This is a genomic window from Kocuria sp. ZOR0020 (assembly GCF_000800955.1).
Lineage (GTDB): Bacteria > Actinomycetota > Actinomycetes > Actinomycetales > Micrococcaceae > Kocuria > Kocuria subflava.
Map to the genome: position 1 here is coordinate 16,908 of NZ_JROX01000007.1, position 21,715 is coordinate 38,622.

General features: G+C 64.1%; 15 protein-coding genes. 7 read left to right on the forward strand and 8 right to left on the reverse strand.

Annotation, left to right across the window (positions count from 1 at the left end):
* Position 1 precedes the first annotated feature (1 nt).
* Complete coding sequence (locus L979_RS00610) at positions 2-1,639, forward strand: lipopolysaccharide biosynthesis protein (protein ID WP_156125266.1); 1,638 nt, start codon at positions 2-4, stop codon at positions 1,637-1,639.
* A 13-nt stretch (positions 1,640-1,652) separates the two neighbouring features.
* On the opposite strand, the gene L979_RS00615 is transcribed toward L979_RS00610, so the two are convergent.
* The 4 genes from L979_RS00615 to L979_RS00630 form a co-directional block, all read right to left on the reverse strand.
* Positions 1,653-2,732, reverse strand: coding sequence for a glycosyltransferase (locus tag L979_RS00615; RefSeq protein ID WP_047688054.1), 1,080 nt, complete (start codon positions 2,730-2,732; stop codon positions 1,653-1,655).
* 13 nt (positions 2,733-2,745) lie between these two features.
* The gene (locus L979_RS00620) at positions 2,746-4,071 is read right to left on the reverse strand and encodes a hypothetical protein (RefSeq protein ID WP_156125267.1); all 1,326 of its coding nucleotides are present in this window, start codon (positions 4,069-4,071) and stop codon (positions 2,746-2,748) included.
* 125 nt (positions 4,072-4,196) lie between these two features.
* Positions 4,197-5,525: a glycosyltransferase gene (locus tag L979_RS14835; RefSeq protein WP_081993492.1), complete on the reverse strand. Its 1,329-nt coding sequence runs from the start codon at positions 5,523-5,525 to the stop codon at positions 4,197-4,199.
* A complete protein-coding gene (locus L979_RS00630; RefSeq protein ID WP_052209269.1) occupies positions 5,522-6,136 on the reverse strand; it encodes a YveK family protein in 615 nt (204 codons plus the stop codon). The genes L979_RS14835 and L979_RS00630 overlap by 4 nt, the downstream gene beginning before the upstream one ends.
* A gap of 389 nt (positions 6,137-6,525) precedes the next feature.
* Here L979_RS00630 and L979_RS00635 point away from each other — a divergent pair, with 389 nt between their 5' ends.
* Complete coding sequence (locus L979_RS00635) at positions 6,526-7,635, forward strand: glycosyltransferase family A protein (protein ID WP_052209270.1); 1,110 nt, start codon at positions 6,526-6,528, stop codon at positions 7,633-7,635.
* A 134-nt stretch (positions 7,636-7,769) separates the two neighbouring features.
* Positions 7,770-11,462, forward strand: a complete 3,693-nt coding sequence (mfd, locus tag L979_RS00640) for a transcription-repair coupling factor (protein ID WP_047688055.1) — start codon at positions 7,770-7,772, stop codon at positions 11,460-11,462.
* 424 nt (positions 11,463-11,886) lie between these two features.
* Here mfd and L979_RS00645 read toward each other — a convergent pair whose 3' ends face one another.
* The 3 genes from L979_RS00645 to cobA all read right to left on the reverse strand — a co-directional run bounded on the left by L979_RS00645 (position 11,887) and on the right by cobA (position 15,068).
* A complete protein-coding gene (locus L979_RS00645) occupies positions 11,887-12,183 on the reverse strand; it encodes a hypothetical protein (protein ID WP_052209271.1) in 297 nt (98 codons plus the stop codon).
* A gap of 148 nt (positions 12,184-12,331) precedes the next feature.
* The gene (gene deoC / locus L979_RS00650; RefSeq protein WP_231559328.1) at positions 12,332-13,033 is read right to left on the reverse strand and encodes a deoxyribose-phosphate aldolase; all 702 of its coding nucleotides are present in this window, start codon (positions 13,031-13,033) and stop codon (positions 12,332-12,334) included.
* Positions 13,034-13,106: 73 nt separating this feature from the next.
* A complete protein-coding gene (gene cobA, locus L979_RS14840; RefSeq protein ID WP_156125268.1) occupies positions 13,107-15,068 on the reverse strand; it encodes a uroporphyrinogen-III C-methyltransferase in 1,962 nt (653 codons plus the stop codon).
* A gap of 224 nt (positions 15,069-15,292) precedes the next feature.
* Between cobA and L979_RS14220 the strand changes: the two genes are divergently transcribed.
* The gene (locus L979_RS14220; protein ID WP_052209272.1) at positions 15,293-15,928 is read left to right on the forward strand and encodes an ACP S-malonyltransferase; all 636 of its coding nucleotides are present in this window, start codon (positions 15,293-15,295) and stop codon (positions 15,926-15,928) included.
* 41 nt (positions 15,929-15,969) lie between these two features.
* Here L979_RS14220 and nirB read toward each other — a convergent pair whose 3' ends face one another.
* Positions 15,970-18,603 (reverse strand): nitrite reductase large subunit NirB, encoded by a 2,634-nt coding sequence (nirB, locus tag L979_RS00670; RefSeq protein ID WP_047688057.1) that lies wholly within the window; start codon positions 18,601-18,603, stop codon positions 15,970-15,972.
* A gap of 202 nt (positions 18,604-18,805) precedes the next feature.
* On the opposite strand from nirB, the gene nirD reads away from it, so the two are divergent.
* The 3 genes from nirD to L979_RS00685 all read left to right on the forward strand — a co-directional run bounded on the left by nirD (position 18,806) and on the right by L979_RS00685 (position 21,671).
* Positions 18,806-19,165, forward strand: a complete 360-nt coding sequence (gene nirD / locus L979_RS00675) for a nitrite reductase small subunit NirD (protein ID WP_052209277.1) — start codon at positions 18,806-18,808, stop codon at positions 19,163-19,165.
* Entirely contained in the window at positions 19,162-20,094 is a 933-nt protein-coding gene (locus L979_RS00680; protein ID WP_052209273.1) for a sirohydrochlorin chelatase, read from the forward strand. The genes nirD and L979_RS00680 overlap by 4 nt, the downstream gene beginning before the upstream one ends.
* Positions 20,095-20,255: 161 nt before the next feature.
* Positions 20,256-21,671, forward strand: coding sequence for an MFS transporter (locus L979_RS00685; protein WP_047688058.1), 1,416 nt, complete (start codon positions 20,256-20,258; stop codon positions 21,669-21,671).
* Positions 21,672-21,715: the final 44 nt, after the last annotated feature.

Sequence of the window (21,715 nt, forward strand, 5' to 3'; positions counted from 1 at the left end):
CATGGCCACAACGGACTCGGGGAAGAAACGCCGCGGCGCCGGTAAACACCGCAAGCAAGCTCAGGACAGCCACCAGCAAGCTGAGAACAGCACCGGGGCGGACACCAGCGCATCACGGCTGGGCCAGAACATCCTGTGGAACTACCTGTCCGGATTCACCTCCATCTTTGGTCTGCTGCTGCTCTACCCGCTGGCGGTCTCCATTGTGGGTGCCAGCTCCTACGGCCTGTGGGTGCTGGCCATCGGTGCCATCCAGATGCTGACCATGACGGACTTTGGTCTGGGGGCCGGAATTGTCCGTACCTTGACCGGTATTCCGGACAACGTGGATTACCAGCGTGAACGCCGCATGTTCGTGACCGCAGCCCTGCTGGTGTTCTTGATCCTTGCCACGGTGCTGACCGCCGTCTACACGCTGATCTTCCCGCTCTACCTGCAGGCAGTGACCATCCCTGAGCAGGACCAGGCGATCTTGTGGCCCATGACCATCCTGGCCGGGCTCACCCTGTTCATCTCCCTGGTGGGCCGCGGCATGAACTCCGTACTGTGGGGCTTGAACCGCCCGGACATTGAGCGCAAGGCTGCGGTGATTGCCATTCTGGGCCGTGCGGCCGGCTATGCGGTGGTGGTGCTCACGGACACCGGGCTGCTGGGCATCGTGATCGTGGAGTGCGCCTCCCTCATGTTGCCGCCCCTGGTGTGCATGGTGGCAGTAGGCAGGCGCTTCAACTCCCCGGTCTTCGGACCCGGGCTCTGGCAGGACCATGGCAAGCCGCTGATCAAAGTTTCCTCGGTCATGTCCATCGGCGCACTCTCCCAACTCGGGATCTACCAGCTCCCGTTGTTCTTGGTCGGCCCCACCCTTGGCCTGCACGCCACAACGGCCTTCGGGGCCTTGATGCGCGTGTACCAGTCCTGCCGCCTGGTGGTTTCCTGGATTGCTCTGCCCTACGGCTACCCGTTGCGCATCGCCACTTCGGACAAGGCAGCACGGATTCTCAAGAACTGCCTGACCCTGACCTTCGGCATCGGCCTGCTGATGGGAACCGCTCTGGCAATCATCCCCACCGAGCTGATGACCGCTTGGATGGGCGACGACTTCGCCTTCGCGGCCATGGGTCTGTCCATGCTGGCTTTCGGCATCATGGCCGAAGGCATCACCCAACCCGCGAACTTGGTGATGAACCTGCGCGGTTCACCCATGCGGGCCTCGATTCTCAGCCTCACCGTGTTGGTGCTGACCCTGCCGGCCGTGTGGTTGGCCACGCACACGGACAGCATCACCGTGGTGGCCCTGGCAACCGTGCTGCCCAGTTTCCTGCTGTCGGGCGTTCAGATGTACCTGGCCAACAAGGACGTCTCTTACGGCATCGTGGGCAAAGATGTCGTGCGCTGGAGCGGCATGGCCGGTGGCGTGGTGCTGTACGCCGGATTCGGTCTGCTGGTGGCCCATTTCCTGCCCACGTGGCCCACGATCGCCGTCGTGGCAGCGGGGTTGGCCGTCATGGCCTTCCGCATGCTCAAGCTGGTGCGGGCCGACGGGGCCATGGTGTCTGAGATGAGCGAACAGAACGCTGAAGAGCTCATCGCACAACGGGAGGGACCCCCACGCGATGCAGAAGAGCCCGGTACGGCCTGAGCGGTGGGTGGCCTCAGGACGTGATCAGGTCGCGGTACAGGTCTCGGTAACGCTCAACGGTGCGGTCTATGTCGAATCGCTGGTGGGACAGTTCCCATGATGCCTGTCGTAGTTGCTGCCGAGTGCTCCCGGGCTGTTCCAAGAACCACAGGATGGACTGGGCCAGGGCCTCAGGGTCGCGTACCGGGGCCACCAGGTGTTCGTCCACCGTGGTGACCTGGCAGTCGCCCGCCATGGTGGTGATCACCGGCAAACCCTCACTGATTGATTCAAGCGCGGCCATGGGCAGTGCCTCGTTGTAGCTGGAGAGCACAAACGCCTGAGCTTCTCGGATCTGCCCCCGTACATCGGACACGGGGCCCAACAGTTCCACCACACCCTCGAGTCCGAGGTCCCGACGCCACGTGATCAAGTGTTCGTTGGTCTCCTCCATCCCCGTTCCGGCGCAGCGCAATCGAGCGTCAGGGTGGCTCTTGTGGACTATCGCCATGGCCTCGAACAGGTTGCGGTGGTCCTTGGGTGGTGAGTACCTGCCCAAGTGCAGCAGGAGGTTGCCACCGGGATCCGGTGTGGCAGCTTCCGTCACAGCCGTGCCGTTGTATATGACGAGCATGCGATCGGGCGAGTAGCTGTAATTGAAATGTTCGGAGATTCCCCGCGCAGAGGGGGAGCAGGCAACTATCTGATCCATGCGGATCGACACGGCACCTGCAGCACGCCACGCAGCCTTCGCCACTGCCGAGGTGGACGCGTCCTGGCTGGTGTGTTGCGTAGAGACCCGCGGCCTGCGGTGAGGGGTCAAGGCATTGATCAAATCAGATTGGTGTAAGTGGGAGTGAACCAGGTCGATGCGCCGTATGCGCACCAGCCGCAACAAATGTCTCATTGCCTTGATCGGAACCACACTGCGCTGGTCCATGCCCACATACTCGACCGAGTCCGCCACGGCCTCCAGTCGGTCGCTGAGCCCACCGCGCCCCAACAAGACCAGTACGTGTGTTTCGTCCGTGCGGACCGTTCTGGAAGCCAACGCTTCGATCAAGGTCTGTGCACCGCCAGGATTGGCGTCATTGACCACGTGCAGGATACGCAATGTGGGCTTCCTCTCAGGTGGTTCGATGGATTTCGTTTGTCCGGGTGGCAGCGTTGTCTGAATCCTGGAGGTCTTTGTCCAGTGCGGACTCAATTTCCTCCAAACTCGGGATACGGCGCCCATCCGGCAATGGTGGATCTGGCCAACGCTTGGTCAGTTCCAAACCGATGCACACTCCCGCGCATCCCCACAGCCAGAACGCGTTGTCATACGTGATAGTTGCTGCGCTGATGACCCCCCACACAAATACGTGCAGGATGCCGTAAAGAATCGGTACTTGGTTACCGGAACGAATGAGGATGACAGCCAGAAATAGGAACGCAATGCCGCCTACCAGGAAGCCGTTCTCGGCGATCATGCGCCCCGTCACAGAATAGACATCCACGATCGGGTTGTAATACAAGAACGTCTCGGTGGGCATGTTTCCCGCCATGAACTCTTCATTGACGCGGCCACGCCCCAGGCCACCCCAGAATGCTTGAGGATCTTCCAGCAGGCGCTTGGTGAGAGCTTGGATCGAAGAACCGCGATCCGCCCAGGACCAGTTGAAGTTCTCTTCCCGCTCCGTCAAAACCGAGTTGGCCACCACGAAAGCTCCGGCTGCTGCCGCGGGAACACCCAGGATTCCGACCCACGCGCGGCGCAGCGCCACGGGGATCAAAACGGCCAGTAACACGGCACCCAGGACGAACACGGCCGAACCCGAACCACTCACGGCTGTGGCCCACACGGTGAGTCCGACCGCTACCCAATCGCGTGGACTCAGGACCATCTTGTAGTGACGAATCAGCACTATGAGGACCATTGCCATCAAAGTCACGGTGCCGACCATGAATGAAGTCTCCGGGAAGAACCCGAAGGGTCGGCGAATATATGTCAGAAATGTCTCCTGAAATGGCAAAAGGTTGGCGTAGCCCGGCAGCTGGTAAAGCGGGGCGAAAGGCACTGTGTTCAGCCATTCAATGAATACGTGCTTTTGAATGACTGCGTATCCTGCCGAGCCAATAAGTGTCCAGGAGAGCCACGTGATGGTGCGTCGGCGTAAGAAAATGACGGCCGCTGCGGCACCAGGTAATGCCAAGGTGGCTGCTATCCATGTGATCACGGGGATGATTTGCAGGGGAGTGGGATCATAGAACAAACGTATGAAGGCTGAAAAAAATGGGACGGCTGCGAACAGTACGGCCACGGCCAACAACGGGACGTACTTGGCTGCTCGAATCACCAGTATCGCGGCCACCAGAGATGAGATGGGGACGTTGGTGTTTCCTCCCAGTGCGATGCCGGCGTATGGGAATGCTGAGAGCATGATCAATATGCCGGCAAGCGCACGATCCAAGGCGGTCCCGGTTTCTGGAAAGGACTGACCTTGGGGAAGGGACGCGTGCCGGGGCACCTTGAGCCAGCCGCCGTCCTTGAGGGATTGACGGTGCGCCCAGGGGATGTCCCCGTGCTGTGTGGCATTCATTGCGATCTCCCGCTCCTGCGGTACATCGCTGGTGTCCGCCCACGTGCACTGGCACCGGAGTCGGATCGGACAGTTCCAATCACAGCTTCAACAGTTGGATCCCAGTCTGAGTGGTCGTCCTTGGTCTCCGGCCCCTGCTCCGCGTGAACTGCGCTCTGCCTGCCGGGGTTCGAATGCGTCAAGTCGTCACCCACGGCCCGGTCGAAGGCATGACGAAGGGCAGCGGCGAATGCCTCGGTATCGTGCACATCCGCGAAGCTCGACGGGCTGTGACCCGAAGCTTGTTCCTTCAGGGACGCCAGATCGGAAGCCACGATCGGCAGCCCCGCGGCCACAGCTTTGGCCAAAATGCCGGATTGGGCATCGAAATGCGTGTAGGGCAGCACCACGACGGAAGCCCTCTCCAACACCCGGTTGAATTCCTGCCTCTCCAGGAAGCGATCCACCACTGAGACGGTTCCCGCCTCCTGCGCCAGGGTTGCAAGGGCATGACCCAGGTCCGGGCTTTCGGACTTGCCCGCGACCAGCATGGGAACCTGCGCCAGTCCGGCCGCTGCGATGGCCAATTCCACGCCCTTGTTGGCGCGCAGTTCGCCCAAGACCAGTGCGTAGGGCTCAGCGGTCAATGCGTTGAGGTCCACCTGCTCGCCCGATTGAGCATTGGGAGCGGATTGAACCGATGTGTCACCATCGACCGACACTGGCACGGAGGCTTGGGTGGCGAGCTCATCGATTCGAGTGGATGTGGGCAGAGCAACTGCCAGCAGATCACCTGCCACCAGTGTGCGGGCCGTGCGCAACTGATCGCACCCATGGACTATGACACGGTCCACTCCCTTGAGGGCGCCCCGTTCCAAGGAACCCAAGACGCGCTCTCGAAACGACGGCGAAGCTTGATCATGATGTGGCTTTACGTTGTGCAAAAACAGCGCCAGGCGCTGCTGGCGATGGCCAGCAAGAAGGCGTGGCATCGGATACTTGGTTGAATCCAGAGCGAGAATTGTGTTGGGCCCCGCCAGGCGAGACAGCTTGCGAACGCGAACATGCTCCACCGCAAGGTCCAGGACCTGCAGCGCGCGGGTCACCACGCGGGAATTAGCCGGCCGACGTGGAGGAATGGTCTCGACTACGCGCAGCTTCGGCATCGCGGGCACGCCTAGATACGCATTGGCGCCCGGCCGAGAAAGTAGTACCACTTGCTGGACCCGAGGATCGGTGGCACATGCCATGGCCGTGTCCGCGGCGTGTTCGATCTGGCCGCCATATTCTGTGGGGCAGACCACCAACACGCGTACCGCGGATGGTTTCTCGCGAGAGGAAATCATGACGAGGCCCCGCGCGAAGTACCTGCGCGGGCCAGCACGATGACCAGACCGAACACGAGGCCCACGACTGCGCCGACCAGGATGTTGAGCGGTACCGAGGGAGCTGAAGGGCCGCTCGGGACAACTGCCTCCTGCATGATGTTCAGACGAACCGGTGAGGTGGCGGCGTCGTCGGCACCCTCGATTTCCGCGGAGGTCGCGACCAGGCTGTCGGCGGTGGCGGCGGCAAGATCAGCGGCTCGTTGTGGGTCGCCGGCTTCACCTGTGACCGTGATGACGGCTGTGTTGGGTGAGTTGGTCACCGTGACCTGGCTGGCGATTGACGTCGCGGTCTGGCCGTCACCAAGCTCCTCAGCCACGGGCTCCAGCACGCGGGAGGACGTACCAACCGCTGCGTACGATGCGGCGCGTGCCTGAGCGAATTGCTCCCCCATCTGGAGATCCTGGACGCTGGCCGTTTCAGACACCGTCACAAAAATGGTTGATTGCGCCTCATAGCTGCGCGGCAACAACATGGCAGAGCCAAGGCCGATCAACAGACCAAGGATCGTAGTGGCGGCCACCAAAGGCCACAGACGCCTCAAAGCCTTCAAGTATCGTGCCAGCGTCACGGTATTCCCCTAACGTCTTGAGCCCTAGGGCAGGTCCACGTGGGGGCGACGAACTTGTGTCCGCCAGACCGTTCCCCAAGGTGAATTGGTTCCATGTGTCCAGCCCGAGGTCACCTCAATAAGACCCCTGAGTACGTTCAAGCGGCATCCCCATGCCGCTTGGCGCCAAGCTGTTGTCTGTGACGATACATGGTGTCTATCGGCCCGGGTGGGCACTTTGCGGGGGTGAGACCGACGGCACACGCAATTATGGGGACATGCTGGGGGCCTGTGTGAAAGGGGCGGTCGATAGACTCCCGCTCAGCGACGCAGCGTCGTGGTGCTTGAGCGGTTGGCGCTGGTGGATCCGGGATCGCTGGAGGCACGACCAGATCATTGGGGGCAGGCAGATGACACAGGATCAAAGGAACTCTCAGGAACTCTCGGAGAACATCCACAGACCGGGGGCTACAGCGGCTGCCTCGACCACGACGCGCGTTGCCACGGGCGCATCCGGCGAGATTCCCAGCGACGCGCTGGTCACGGTCATAGTTCCGGCTTACAACGTGCAGGTCAGTATCGGTGAGACCCTGTCCTCCCTGTTGCGTCAAACCTGGTCGAATCTTGAAATCATCGTGGTGGACGACGGCTCCAGTGACAAGAGTGTGGAAATTGCCCGGATGTACGCATCCCTGGAAGTTCCAGGTCGCACACTTGCGGTGATGACAAAATCCAACGGTGGGGTGGGTTCGGCCCGTAATCTTGGGCTGACCAGGGCGCGCGGAGAATGGATCATATTCCTGGATTCCGACGATGCTTTCGTACCAGGGGCTGTGGCGCACATGGTCGCTGCGCGAAACAAGCTGGGCGACGGCAAGTGGCTGGTCGAACCCAACGCCGTCGAAGTGACACGAGGGGGTCTCAACACCAGGCGTACCTTGGCGCGTGAGCCCATGCCGTCGCCCAGGGATCAGAGGGAAGTAATTCTGCAATACAACTTCGGGGCCTTCACATCCTTGTTCCCACGCGAGTTTTTCGATGAAGTCGGTGTTTTCGACGAGACCATGGCTTTCGTGGAGGACTGGGAGTTCTGGATCCGTGCTGTGTACTCGGGATGGCGCTTTCACCGAACAGAAGAAGTGTTGTGCAATGTCTGGGCAACTGCCGGATCCATGATGTCCAACCGGGCTGCCATGGACGCAGGTGAAGACCAGGCACTGCGGCGCAACCTGGCGCGTTTCCGGGACGAGATGACCCCGGCCGAGGTCGCCTTTGTGGAACGCCGCCTGGACGTCGGTTCACCCCAGGGGCTGCTCAAAGCCATGGCGGCGAACTTGCGCGACGGCAACCTGGAGGAGGCGAAGGCACAGCTGAATGCGGCCGCCAGCGTGATGCCCGCCCAAAAAAGGGTGGTGATGAAGCAGCGGATCTCCCGACTGCCCGGCGGCATGAAATGGCTTCAGAAGCGGCAGGCCACGATCGACGGTTACGTGGATTACGACCCTTCCACGGGGCGCTGAGTTCCCACGGACAGTGGTGGTCCGGGCCTGAGCTCATGTGAGCAGGCCACCACACCACTGTCCGAGCTGAGGAGTACCCTGGACGGGCGTTGTCCGCGCCTGACCACCCACCCCTGCCCAGGAGCTTCTTCACCATGTCCTTGACCGGTTTGGCATCCGTGCTGACTCAGGAACGTTCGATCGCCAACGTCCGGTCCCAGGCCGCGGTGGGTCCCGCCGAGCGCTCCGCGGAGACCATCATCAGCGTCACGGACGGTTTGCGTCCCGCCGTGTTCGCGCAACTGCTGGCGGGTCTGCGAGCAGCCGGAGAGCGGCGTGCCGGCCCCGCACCGGTGCTGTTTGTAGTGACCGCCACCGGGCGTGAGACCGAGGACGTCGTGGCGCAGTTGCCCACCTGGTGCCCGGATGCGCAGATCGCGGACTTCCCGGCCTGGGAGACCCTGCCGCATGAGCGCCTGTCCCCGCGCTCGGACACCGTGGGGCGTCGCCTGGAGGTCATGCGCCGCCTCAAACACCCGGGTCAGGAGCCGATCGACGTCGTGGTGGCACCGGTGCGCTCGCTGCTGCAGCCCGTGGTGGAGGGCCTGGCCGACCTGACGCCGGTGGTCCTGCAGAAGGGTGCTGAGCAGTCTTTCGACGACGTCGTGGCCGCCTTGGTTGGCGCAGCCTACGCCCGCACGGACATGGTCACCCGGCGTGGGGAGTTCGCCGTGCGCGGCGGAATCGTGGACGTTTTCCCACCCACGGCCGATCACCCGGTGCGGGTGGAGTTCTTTGGGGACGAGATCGATGAGCTGCGTTGGTTTGCAGTGGCCGATCAGCGCACGCTGCGCGGTGGGCAGCACCCGGAGCGCATCATTGCCCCGCCATGCCGTGAACTGTTGATCACCCCTGCTGTGCAGTCCCGCGCGGCCAAGCTGATCTCCAAACTGCCCGGTGCGGAGGCCCTGCTGGAAAAGGTGGCCGGCGGCATCTATTCGGAAGGCATGGAGTCCCTGGCCCCGTTGCTGGCCGAACGCATGGTGCCGTTCGTCTCCTTGCTGCCGCAGGACTCCCTGGTGGTGGTCATGGAACCGGAGAAGGTCCGGACCCGAGCTGCGGATCTGGTGGCCACCAACCAGGAGTTCTTGGCCGCGGCCTGGGAGTCGGCCGCTGACACAGACGTTGCCCCCCTTGATGTGACCAACACGGAGGCTGAGGGTCGGTCCCTGGCCACCGGCTCCTTCCAGAGCCTGGAGGAAGCGCGCGAGTCTGCACTGGATGCCCACCTGGGGTGGTGGGCCACCACCGCACTGCCCGTGGATGCCTCCCTGGCGGAGGTGGATGCTGAAACCAGCGCGGAGACCATCAGGCTGTTGGACTCCGATGCCGACACCTTGAGCGTGCACGCGCGTGAACCCTTGTCCTTCGGTGGCAACGTGGAGGCCATGCTGGAGCACCTGGGTGAATCGGTGCGCGACGGCTGGCGTGTGGTGGCCGTGACCGAGGGCCCAGGACCCTTGCAACGCCTGGCAGAACTCATGCACGACGCCGGCATCCCGGCCTCTCGGCACGACACCCTTGAGGATGAGCCCCAGCCGGGAGTGGTGGAGCTGACCTGCGCCACGGCCGGTACGGGCTTTGTGGTGGAGTCGCTCAAACTGGCGTTGCTCACCGAATCGGATCTGCTGGGCCGATCTTCTGCCTATGCCGCCAAGAATTCGCGGCAGCTGCCGCAACGGCGTCGTCGTAATGCTGTGGACCCCCTGGCGCTGAAGGCCGGGGACTACGTGGTGCACGAGCAGCACGGCATTGGACAGTTCGTAGAGCTGATTGCCCGCCCCATTGCCGGTGCCGTGCCCAAGGCGGGACAGCCGCGACCCATGCGGGAGTACTTGGTCCTGGAATATGCGGCCTCCAAGCGCAATGGGCCGAAGGACCGCTTGTTCGTTCCCACGGATCAACTCGATCAGATCTCCAGCTACGTGGGCGGGGAGACCCCTGCACTGTCCAAGATGGGTGGGGCGGACTGGAACCAGAAGAAGAAGGCCGCCAAACGTGCGGTCAAGGACATTGCCGGTGAGCTCATCCGGTTGTACTCGGCGCGCATGGCAACCCGCGGTCATGCTTTTGGTGACGACACCCCGTGGCAGCGGGAACTGGAAGAGGCGTTCCCGTACATCGAGACCCCGGACCAGCTGACCACCATTGACGAGGTCAAGGCGGACATGCAGCGCGAGGTCCCCATGGACCGGTTGATCTCCGGCGACGTGGGCTACGGCAAGACCGAGGTGGCCGTGCGTGCCGCGTTCAAGGCCGTGCAGGACGGCAAACAGGTGGCCGTGCTGGTCCCCACCACCTTGTTGGGGCAGCAGCACACGGAAACCTTTTCCGAGCGCTATTCAGGATTCCCGGTGCGGGTGGCCGCCCTGTCACGTTTCCAGACGGCCAAGGAGTCCAAGGAAGTCATGAAGGGCCTGGCCGAGGGCAGCGTGGACGTGGTGATCGGCACCCACCGTCTGCTGGGTTCAGAGGTCAAGTTCAAGGACCTGGGGCTGGTGATCATTGACGAGGAACAGCGCTTTGGTGTGGAGCACAAGGAAAAGCTCAAGGCCATGCGCACCAACGTGGATGTCCTGGCCATGTCCGCAACTCCGATTCCCCGCACGCTGGAGATGTCCCTGACCGGTATCCGGGAGACCTCCACCCTGGCCACACCACCGGAGGAGCGGCATCCGGTGCTGACCTACGTGGGTGCTTACACCAACAAACAGGTCACTGCCGCGGTGCGGCGCGAGTTGATGCGTGAAGGACAGGTGTTCTTTGTGCACAACCGGGTTTCCTCGATTCAGCGCCGAGCAGCCGAACTGCGGGAGCTGGTGCCGGAGGCACGGGTGGCCGTGGCTCACGGGCAGATGAGCGAGAACGAACTCGAACAGATCATCGTGGACTTCTACGAAAAGCGCTTTGACGTGCTGGTCTCCACCACCATCGTGGAGACCGGTCTGGACATTGCCAACGCCAACACGTTGATCGTGGACGGTGCGCACAAATACGGCCTCTCTCAGTTGCACCAGTTGCGTGGGCGTGTGGGCCGTGGCCGGGAACGTGCTTACGCCTACTTCCTCTACGACGTCGAAAAACCCCTGACGGAAACCGCTCTGGAGCGTCTCAAAGCCGTGGCAGCACACAACGAGCTCGGCGCCGGTTTGCAGCTGGCGCAGAAGGATCTGGAAATCCGCGGTGCGGGCAACCTGTTGGGTGGTGAACAGTCCGGGCACATTGCCGGCGTGGGCTTTGACATGTACCTGCGCCTGGTGGGTGAGGCCGTGGCCGAGTTCCGCGGTGACAAGGACGATGCCCCAGCCGAAATGAAAATCGAACTGCCCGTCAACGCCCACCTGCCGCACGACTACGTCCCGGGGGAGCGGCTGCGCCTGGACGCCTACCGCACCTTGGCCAACGCCACGGACGAGGCCGGTGTGCTGGAGGTGGCCGAGGAACTCAAGGACCGCTACGGGGACCTTCCGGAACCAGCCCAACTTCTGCTGGACGTGGCCCGTCTGCGGATCAAGGCCCGGGCTGCCGGGTTGGTGGACGTGGCGGTCCAGGGACCGAACATTCGATTCGGCCCGGTGGAGTTGCCGGAATCCCGTCAGATGCGTCTGACCCGTATGTACCCCGGATCCAAGTACCTGGCGGTGCCCAACACCGCCCAGCACGTGGCCTTGGTGCCCAAACCGAAGACCGCGCGCATCGGCGGCAAGGACCTGGTGGACGGAGCCATTCTGGCGTGGGCGGATGAGGTGATCACCGCGGTGATTCAGGAGCCGGCACCGGCCGTCTGACAGCTGGAACATCGGGTGCGGATTGGCGCGGACAGCAGGCGACCAGGTACGCATGCTTTGCCCGCCACTACTTGTGGGGACAGTGGCCCCGAACAGGCCGATTGGGCATGAAATTCCGTGGCAACACACGTATGTTTTTTGGTGGAACAGGGAGAGTGCAGCCTCCCGCTGACCCGTTGGATCCACGCCACCGAAAATCTTGGGGGTTTCGGAGGTGCCGAGCAGGTGAAGCGTGGGCGCTGCAGGATGGCCTGCCGCTTGAGTCCTGGGATGGAGAACTCGCCGCGTGGCCGCAGCCTCCGGTGTTGCTGATGAAGCGGCACCGACGCAAAGGACCCCGCACGGTGAACGTGCGGGGTCCTTTTCCATGCAGTGCCGCCCGACTCCTGTCAGTGGGGCATCTGAACGGAAAGTGCCAGTGTTCTCAGGCGCGGACTTCCTGGCGGGGGGCCGACTCCGTGGAGTGCGGAACGTCCAAGGTCAGCTCGCGGCCGCCGGTGGAGTGCTTTGCGGTTTTCCCGGCCACAATCAAGGTGGGGATCATCAGGGCGGCACCGTAAACCAGGATGCCGACCACAAACCACCAGTTCTCCGGCATGGTGAACAGCCAGAAGCTGGCCAGGATGGCCACAACGGGCACCAGCCACAGCACAAAGTTGGCGACGCCCTGGCCCTCGCCGGAGTAGCGGCGAATGGTGCGTCCGTGATTGTCAGTAGCCATGTGAGCCTCTTCCCTGTGGTGCTGGCGACGGCGTGGCGCGGCAGAACGTGAGCCGAACCCTGAGGTTTACCCCGACCCGCGCGTTCGCCTGTTGAGTCTGAGCCCAGTGTACTGGGTCATGACGACGATCTGTCAGTTGATTGCAGGCTCACGCCTCAAGTAGCGCGGCCCCGGCTGAAGCGCCGATCCGTGAGGCCCCGGCTCGCAGCATCTCCACGGCGGCATCCCGTGTACGGACGCCGCCGGAGGCCTTCACCCCGATCTCCTCACCCACGGTCTTGCGCATCAGAGCGACGTCCTGTGCTGTGGCACCAGAGGTGGAGAAACCGGTGGAGGTCTTCACATAGTCGGCCCCGGCTGCAACGGCCGCCTGGCATGCAAGGACCTTCTGGTCATCGGTCAACAAGCAGGCCTCGATGATGACCTTCAGCTCGGCACCCCCTGCGTGAACCACCTGGGCGACTGCGTGGATCTCCGCTTCCAGGGCGGCTTGGTCCCCGGCACGGGCGGCTGCGACGTCGATGACCATGTCAATCTCCTGCGCACCGTTGGCCACCGCTTCCTGGGCCTCGAAAGCCTTGGTCTCAGAGGTGGAGGCACCCAGCGGGAAACCCACCACGGTGCAGGTCAGCACCTGGGAGCCATTCAACTTCTCCGCCACCAGGGAGGTCCACAGCCCGTTGACGCACACGGAAGCGAACCCCAGCTCCAGGGCTTCCTGGCACAAGGTTTCCACCTGCTCCGCGCTGGCCTCCGGCTTCAGCAGCGTGTGGTCCACGCGCGACGCAAGCTCTGCAGCGCTGGGGTCAACGTCGGCAGGCAGGCTGTGGCGTTCGGAAATCTGGGGCACGGAGGTACCTCCCTGGTCGCGGAGTTGATGCGGGACTGATCACACCGGTGCGTGATGCTGCCCAGAGGCCACTTTATCCGGCGGTCTCAGAGCTCCCCAGAACCTCGGCCAACTGATTGATCATGGCTCCCATGCGGAATCGCTGTGGCACCAGGGCAGGAATGCCCGCGACCTGCAGGGGTGCTGCGGTGACGGGTCCAACAGTTGCAGCCACCACCGTACGGGTGCTTTCACCTGCGCAACTGCCGTCAGGGGTGGTGAAGGCCGCCACGAACTGATCCTCCAGCCCCATCTCCGATGCCGTGGACAGCACCGCATCGGCACCTGCGGCAGAGGTGAAGGTCACCGCATCGATCTCACGGGCACACACCTGGCGGATCACGCGCGGGATCATCCCGGCGTCGTCGGCGTCGGCCCACCGGTGCGGGACCACGGTGTGCACGGCGGCTCCGGCCTCCACCAGTCGCGCGCGCTGCTCGCGATCGTGGTAGCCGTTCTCCTGCCAACCGATCACCGCCCCGGTGAGGTCGTGGTCGTAGGCCTCCAGGATCTGATCCACCAGGGGCCCGATGGTTTCATCCGGGGAGATGCCGACGTCGTGCAGCCCGATCCCGCGGACGGCCGCCCGTCCCTTGGGGCCACGGACCCAGATGTCAGCCGCTGCCAGCATGGCGTGCACACCATCCGCCTGACCGGAGGCCTCCACCACCTCCCACCAGCGCTTGAACCCGTAACCGGTGGTGACCACCATCAGATCCGGGTGGGCCGCCAGCATCTGCCGGGTTTCGGTGACGACGTCGGCGTCCTGGTCCACCGGGACCAACTTCAACGCCGGTGCCGCGAGCGTGGTGGCTCCCTTGCGCTGCAGCGCACCCATTTGGTCTTCGGCACGGCGGTGGGCGGTGACCGCCACCGTGCGGCCCGTCAGTGGCCCGTCAGCCTGGGTGGGGGTGGTGTCCATGTGGGGGTGCGTCTCCGTCGTCGTCGTTGATGCGGTGGAAGGTGTGGGATCAGGATCGGCCGGTTCCAGGGTGCGCGGTGCAATGGCGCGGTGGGGTGTCAGCTCGCCCAGGACCCGCTCGCGGTCCTCAGCGGCCAGAGCCGCCACGGGGCCGATCACCGTCACGGCCGGTGACCCGGCCCCTGCCAGATCGATCACCGCTGTTTCCAGAATGGAGGTGTGCACGCGCTGGTCCGCGCTGAAGCCCTTTTCCACCACGGCAATGGGGGTGGTGGCGTTGGCGCCGTGCCGCACCAGGCCGCTGACCAGCTGGGGCAAGGTGGCAACACCCATGAGAACCACCAGGGTGGCGCCGGTCTCCAGCAGTGCACGGAATCCGCGTAGTTCGGCCTCCGTGAACGGCACGTGCCCGGAGGCCACGGTGAAGGTGCGGGCAACGTCCCGGAACGTCACGGGAATCCCCGCAGCTCCGGGCACGGCCACGGAGGAGGTGATGCCGGGAACCACGTCCACCGGCACACCCCAGGACTCGCAGTCCGCCACTTCCTCACCACCACGGCCGAACACGTACGGGTCACCGCCCTTCAACCGGACCACGTGCCGGCCCTCCTGGGCAGAGTTGAGCAGGATGGACTGGATCTGGTCCTGCGGCACGGGATGGTGCCCCGGCCATTTGCCCACCCGGATGATCTGGGCATGCGGGGCCTGGGACTCAGCCACACCTTGTGGGGCCAGACGGTCCAGAAGAATGACGTCGGCATCTGCCACGGCGGACAAACCGCGGGTTGTGATCAGGTCATCGGCACCGGGGCCGCCACCCACCAAGGTGACCCCAGTTCGTTCCGGTTCGGTGACGGCCACCGGCAGCGGGCCGTGGACCTCCGTGATCCGTTCCAGCGCGGCCGCCCACGGCTCCCGATCTCCCACCACCACGACGACGCCCGGTGGCTGTCCGGCCTCAACATCCACGCTGACGGTGGCCCCAGCTGCCCGGAGGCGCCGAGCGGTGCGGGAATCCGGGCCTGCGCCCAACAACAGAACGGTCACACGGGCAAGATCGGTCTCCAGGAACATGACCTCCACACTAGGTCTCCACGCATGTGTTCCCGGGGGCGCTTGTCAGATTTTGTACGCGCTTTTTCACTTGTTTGCGCACGCATGACATGTGAGCGTATTGGAGGCAATCGGGCCGTGTCAGGGAGGGGAAACCTGGCGGCCCTTGGGGGAATGCTCTAGAGATCGGTGGAAACATGCACTGCGCATTTGTGTATCCGGGACAAGGATCACACAAGGCAACCATGGGGGACGTCGTCCAGGAGGCTTTTCCGGAGATAGCGGACCAGGTGTTCGACCAAGCCGAGCGAGCCACCGGCGTCGGTCTGCGGTCAGTCTCCCAGGACCGTGCCGGGGATCTGCAGGCAGCGGTCTACACGGTCAGCGTGATCACGCACCTGGGGTTGTTGGAATCCGGCTGGCAGCCGGATGTCCTGGCAGGCCATCAACTGGGTTCCTACGCGGCACTGGCGGCAGCAGGGTGCCTCAGTTTCACGGACGGTCTGCTCTTGGTGCGGGAGCACGCCTTCGTTCTGGGGAACTCCGATGCCACGGGGCAGCGGCCAGAACCGTTGGTGGCTCGACTGGAGAACACCGAATTCCGCGAACCGTACCTGCCGGTGGTGGGCTCCGGTTCCTCGCAGCTGCTGCGCACCGGTGCCCAGGCGCGGCAGGACCTCTTGACCCAGGTGGACGGATCCGACCGTTGGCGCGACACCATGTCACAGCTGGTGGGCCGCGGCCGTGACGTGGTGATCGAGGTGGGGCCCGGGCGTCGCCTCAGTGCCCAGTTCGCCCAGGCCCACCCGCAGGTGGTCACACGATCCACGGCAGACATCCGCCGTATTCGCAGACTGACCCGGGAACCGGCCCGGATCTAGGGCGCAGTTCCCGGGTCAGCCGGGGCGGTCACCTCAGGTGATCAGGAGCCGGCACCCACCGGGATGCGGGCCCCTGCGATCAACACCGGGCCGTCACCGGATTCGGCGGCGTCGATCTCCTCCGGTGTTGCCGGGCGGATCTGGTCACGTTCCAGAACGTACTGGCGGGAGGCGTCATCGGAGGCTTCCGGCTGATTGACGAACGGACGGAAGCGACGCAGCCGCTCCGGGGAGGCCAAGGTGGCGGCCCATTCGTCCTGATAACCCTCCACCTGACGTTCCATGTCCGCCTCAAGATCGGCGCAGATGCCCAAGGAGTCATCCAATAGCACGGCCTTGAGGTGAGCCATGGCGTCCCCGTACTCCTCGTCCAGATCCTCCAACCACCGGGCCGTGCGCTGCAGCTTGTCAGCAGTGCGGATGTAGTACATCAGGTAACGGTCGATGTACTTGATCAACGTTTCCTCGTCAATGTCCTGAGCAATGACCCTGGCGTGGGCCGGGTTGGCGCCACCGTTGCCGCCCAGGTAGAGAGTCCAGCCGTCCGGGGTGGCCATCACACCGATGTCCTTGCCCTGAGCCTCCGCGCAGTCACGGGCACAACCCGAGGAACCGATCTTGAACTTGTGCGGTGAACGCAGGCCCCGGTAGCGGTTTTCCAACCGGATGCCCATGCCCACGGAGTCCTGGACGCCAAAACGGCACCAGGTGGATCCAATGCAGGACTTCACGTTGCGCAGGGCCTTGCCGTAGGCCTGCCCGGACTCGAATCCGGCGTCCACAAACCGCTTCCAGATCTCCGGCAGTTCCTCCAGCCGGGCGCCGTAGAGACCGATCCGCTGGGCGCCGGTCACCTTGGTGTAGAGCCCGTAGTCCTTGGCCACGGAAGCAATCACGGCCAGCTTCTCCGGCGTGATCTCACCGCCAGGAATGCGGGGAACCACCGAGTAGGTGCCGTCCTTCTGCATGTTGCCCAGGTTGCGGTCATTGGTGTCCTGCAGCGTGCCGCGGCCTTCATCCAGGACGTAGGCGTTGGGCTGGGAGGAGAGGATGGAGGCCATCACCGGCTTGCAGATCAAGCAGCCGTCGCGGCCCTTGCCGAACCGCTCCAGGGCCTCCGGGAACGTGCGGATGCCACTGGCGCGGACCGCGGCGTAGAGCTCCTGGCGGGACAGATCAAAGTGCTCACACAGGGCCTTGGAGACTGTGAGCCCCAGGGAGAGCATGGTCTTCTCCATGGTCTTCTGCAGCATGGGCACACAGGAACCGCACTGGGTGCCGGCGCTGGTGCACTTCTTGAGCTCAGGCACCGAATGGTTGCCGTCCTTCACGGCACCTCGCACGGTGCCGAAGGAGACGTTGTTGCAGGAACACAGGATGGCGTCATCCGGCAGCTCGGTCTCCGGGGCATCGCCACCTGCAGCAGAGAGGTAGCGGGCCGGTTCGGCAGGAAGCGGCCGGCCTTGGAGCGGACGCAGTGCGTCGTAGGGCTCCGCGTTGCCCACGAACACACCACCCAGCAGCGTCTCCTGGTCCTTGTCCACCACGATTTTCTGGTAGATACCGGCCACCGGGTCCGTGTAGTTGACCTCAATGCAGCCAGGGGTCCTGGCGTAGACGTCACCGAAGGAGGCCACATCCACGCCGGAGAACTTCAACCGGGTGGAGGTGTCAAAGGCCGTGACCTTGGAATCGCCACCGAACAAACGGTCCGCCACCACCTCGGCCATGATGTTGGCAGGTCCCACCAGGCCCCAGGTCTGGCCCAGAATGTCTGCCACCTCACCGATGGCCCACACATGCGCCACGGAGGTCTTGCAGGTCTCATCCACCACCACACCGTCACGGGCGCCCAGGTGGAAACCGGCCCGGCGGGCCAGACCGGAGCGGGCCTTGATGCCGATGCCCAACACCACCATGTCCGCCTCGATGTGTTCCACGGTGGCATCCGGCCCGGGACCGTCCTTGACCAGCACGCCTGTGACGTTTTCTTCCTCGTCCAGCTCCACGCCGGCAATGAACCGTTGGCAGCGCACGTCCAGGCCCTGCTCGCGCATCAGAGAGTTCACCGCCAGGCCGCCGTCGCGGTCCATCTGGGTGCACAGCAGGAATTCGGCGACGTCCAGGATGGTGGCCTCAGCGCCCAGGTCCTTCAGACCTGCTGCGGCCTCCAGCCCCAGCAGGCCACCGCCCACGACGACGCCGCGCGGGGTGCGCCCCAGCTTTTCCTTCAGCTCAGCCACCTCATCCACGATGCCGCGGACGTCCTTGATGGTGCGGAACACGTGCACCCGGTGGGCACCGGGAATGTTCAAGGTGGCGGCATTGGAGCCGGTGGCAAGCACGAGTTCGTCATAGGGGAAGTCCTCACCCTGACGGGTGTGCACCACCTGGTTCTTGACGTCCAGGTCGGAAGCCCGGGTGCTGGTGCGCAGATCCAGCTGGGGGTGGTCCCAGAAATCCGCATCCCCCAACGTCAGATCGCGCTCAGGGTCCGTGAACAGCGTCTCTAGAGCCACACGGTCATAGGGGGCCCAGGGTTCCTCGGCCAGCACCGTGATGGTGTCCTGCCCCAGACCCTTCTGCACCATCTTCTGCACAAAACGCTGGGCAGCAGGTCCACCGCCGATCACCAAGATCTTGCGTCCGGTCCCGGGAGCTGGCGTGTTGGGCATGGAATGGCCTCCTACGGCTGGTTCCTGATCGGTCACCTGGGCGGCTGCGATCTGCGCTGCACATGGAATCTGCGGCAACGGCTTGGGTGCTCGCGCGGCCCTCTGATGACATGGAATCACTCTTGGTGCTCCAGGGTCATGCGGTTGCCGCCGGATGCTTGGGAGTGCTGATCGTGGCAGAGCCGTGACGGAAGGTGACACAGTGAGCGCAGAGGCAACGCAGACCGCTGTCCAAGGACCAGTTGAGATCTGCACCTTGGATGACTTGGAACGTGACTGGGGTGAGGTGGCCTTGGTCGGGCAGCGTCAGATCGCGGTGTTTCGTATGCAGGATGACACCGTCTATGCCTGCGATCACGCCGACCCCAATTCGGGCGCCCTGGTGATGGCACGCGGCATTGTTGGGGAGACCGTGGACGGTGTTCCCACCCTGGCATCGCCGCTCTACAAGGAGGTTTATGACCTCCGTGACGGCTCCTGCCGGACCGGTGCCGACTTCACCCTGCCTGTTCACCACGTCACGGTCGAGGCCGGGCGCGTGCTCGTAGAGTTGAGTTCGTGAGTTCGAGCAGTCCGTCAGAAGCCAACACGTCACCCGCTGAGACCACCGCGGTGCCCGGCGTGGCAGCCACTGCCGCAGCCGAGCCGGTGTTGTTGTTGTGCGCCCACGGTTCCCGTGCGGCCTCGGCGCAGACCGCCACCCAGGAGATCGCGGCCGCTGTCTCTCACGCGCTGCCGGACACGGACGTGGTGTTGACCTGGGTGGATGTACAGCAACCCGACGTTGTGGCCCGGTGTGAGGAGTTCGCGGAGCGTGCCGTGGTCATCGTCCCGTTGTTGTTGGCCGCCGGTTTCCACGTCCACCAGGACCTGGCCCAGGCCGTGGCAGATCGGGACCACCACGTGGTCACGGGTGCACTGGGGCCGGATCGCGGGCTGTCCGAACTCATGGCCCGCCGCATCGCGGAGGCCGAAACCCCCACGGAGGCGGAGGCGGGCTCCGACGCAACCTCCGGCGTCGTGGCTGCCGATCCTGAGCAGCAGCCGACCCTGGTGCTGATAGCGGCGGGGTCCTCAGATGACCGCGCCGTCCGCGACATCCACAGCCAGGCCGCCGACCTTGCTGAGGTGACCGGACGTGAGGTGCGCACGGGATTCGTCTCCGCGGTACAGCCCGAGGCTCAGCAAGCCGTGGCCCAGGCCTGGCACGACGGCGCCCATCACGTCACCGCGGTCTCCTTCCACGTGGCACCGGGGGTCTTCCACGCCGATGCCGCACGGGCCGCCCGGCAGACCGTGATTGGTGCACCCTCACAGCACGCACGCAGCGGCGGACGGATCACCGAGCCACTTCTGGTGGACGGGAGACAGGTCCCGCCGGAGCTGGTTGCCGTCGTCGTCAAGCGCTGGGAAGAAGGTCAAGCGGCACTGGCTGCCGAACTCGCCGAGACCTCCGAAAAGGCCCAAAATTTGGACGCGGATTGGTCATAACGGAGGTTTCGGCGGCAACTGAGCGCTCACCACCCCAACGAGAGCGTGTGAGGAAAGTGTCACGGCCCCTTGACCCGTTGGCGACACACGGTGCAACAGGCAATTCCTAGGTTCGTGGGTGACGGCGGGTCGGCTGCCGCGCTTCACACCTGGAGGATCCTTTGAGCACCGAACTCCACGACGCCACCCAGCGAACTTCTTCACCGGCCAGTTTGCCCAAACTGGCGCTGCGCCAACGCCCCGGCCGATGGTTGGACGGCTACGACCCCGAAGACCACCAACAGTGGGAGACCCAGGGGAAGACCATTGCGCGCACCAATCTGCGCTGGTCGATCTTCGCGGAGTTCCTGGGCTTTGCGGTGTGGCAACTGTGGGCGGTCACGGTGGTCTTCTTGCCGCGCGCAGGTTTCGAATTCACCGATCCCCAGCTGTTCTGGCTGATCTCCATGCCATCGCTGGTCGGTGCAACACTGCGCATCCCGTACACGTTCATGGTGGGCCGTTTTGGTGGGCGTAACTGGACCATCGTCTCCGCGTTGCTGCTGCTGATCCCAGCGGTCGGGCTCGCGCTTGCCGTGAGCAATCCCGCAACCCCGTTCTGGCTCATGCTGCTCATCGCGGCCGCCGCGGGATTCGGTGGCGGCAACTTTGCCTCCTCGATGGCCAACATCACCTACTTCTATCCGGCCCGCGAAAAGGGCTACGCACTGGGGCTCAATGCCGCCGGCGGAAATCTGGGTGCCGGTATCGTCCAGTTGGTGGTCCCGCTGGTGGTCACCCTGGGTGGACTGATCGCGTTGCGCCTGCCCCTTGCGGGATGGTTCTGGGTGCCCTTGATTCTGTTGGCGGCCTGGGGCGCGTGGAAGTTCATGCACAACATCTCCGACGCCAAGGGCGATGTGGCGGGTTCTCTGGCCGCGGTCAAGGAACCCCACTTCTGGATCATGGCCTTCCTCTACATCGGCACTTTCGGTTCCTTCATCGGCTTCTCCGGGGTCTTCCCCAAGCTGATTGCCGATACCTTTCCGCAGTTCTCCACCATCTCCATAGGTACCGCCGCCGTGACTCTGGCCTTCATGGGACCGATCATCGGGTCCCTGGCTCGGCCCTACGGCGGCAAGCTGGCCGACCGTTTCGGCGGTGCGCGCGTCACCGTGTGCTCGTTTGCGGGAATGGCCTTCTTCGCCCTGGCCGTGGTTCTGACCCTGCCGCTGCAGAACTTCTGGCTGTTCCTGGTGCTCTTCCTGGCCCTGTTCATCTGCTCGGGTGTGGGAAATGGCTCCACGTACCGCATGATCCCGCCGATTTACCGCATCAGGGGTGCGGCCCGTGCCGTCGGTGCAGGGGACGCAGTGGTCTCCACGGCGCGGCGGGCATCGGCTGCCTTGGGTTTGATCTCCGCGGTGGGTGCCTACGGCGGATTCGCGATTCCGCAGGTCCTCTCCGCGTCCAAGTCGGCAACCGGTGGTTATGAGGCCGCATTTTACGGATTCGTTGGTTTCTACGTGGTGGCCCTGGTGGTGACCTGGTTCTTCTACCTGCGCCGTGGGACCGCAATGGCGGCCGAGCATGTCTGAGACGCCCGAGGTGGCACCGAGCCGTGTGGCCACCCACTGTCCTT

Excerpts from the sequence above, each read along its gene's own strand:
- L979_RS00610 (WP_156125266.1), top strand. The coding sequence starts at position 2 with ATGGCCACAACGGACTCGGGGAAGAAACGCCGCGGCGCCGGTAAACAC.
- L979_RS14835 (WP_081993492.1), bottom strand. The coding sequence starts at position 5,525 with ATGATTTCCTCTCGCGAGAAACCATCCGCGGTACGCGTGTTGGTGGTC.
- L979_RS00635 (WP_052209270.1), top strand. The coding sequence starts at position 6,526 with ATGACACAGGATCAAAGGAACTCTCAGGAACTCTCGGAGAACATCCAC.
- mfd (WP_047688055.1), top strand. The coding sequence starts at position 7,770 with ATGTCCTTGACCGGTTTGGCATCCGTGCTGACTCAGGAACGTTCGATC.
- L979_RS00645 (WP_052209271.1), bottom strand. The coding sequence starts at position 12,183 with ATGGCTACTGACAATCACGGACGCACCATTCGCCGCTACTCCGGCGAG.
- cobA (WP_156125268.1), bottom strand. The coding sequence starts at position 15,068 with ATGTTCCTGGAGACCGATCTTGCCCGTGTGACCGTTCTGTTGTTGGGC.
- L979_RS14220 (WP_052209272.1), top strand. The coding sequence starts at position 15,293 with ATGGGGGACGTCGTCCAGGAGGCTTTTCCGGAGATAGCGGACCAGGTG.
- nirB (WP_047688057.1), bottom strand. The coding sequence starts at position 18,603 with ATGCCCAACACGCCAGCTCCCGGGACCGGACGCAAGATCTTGGTGATC.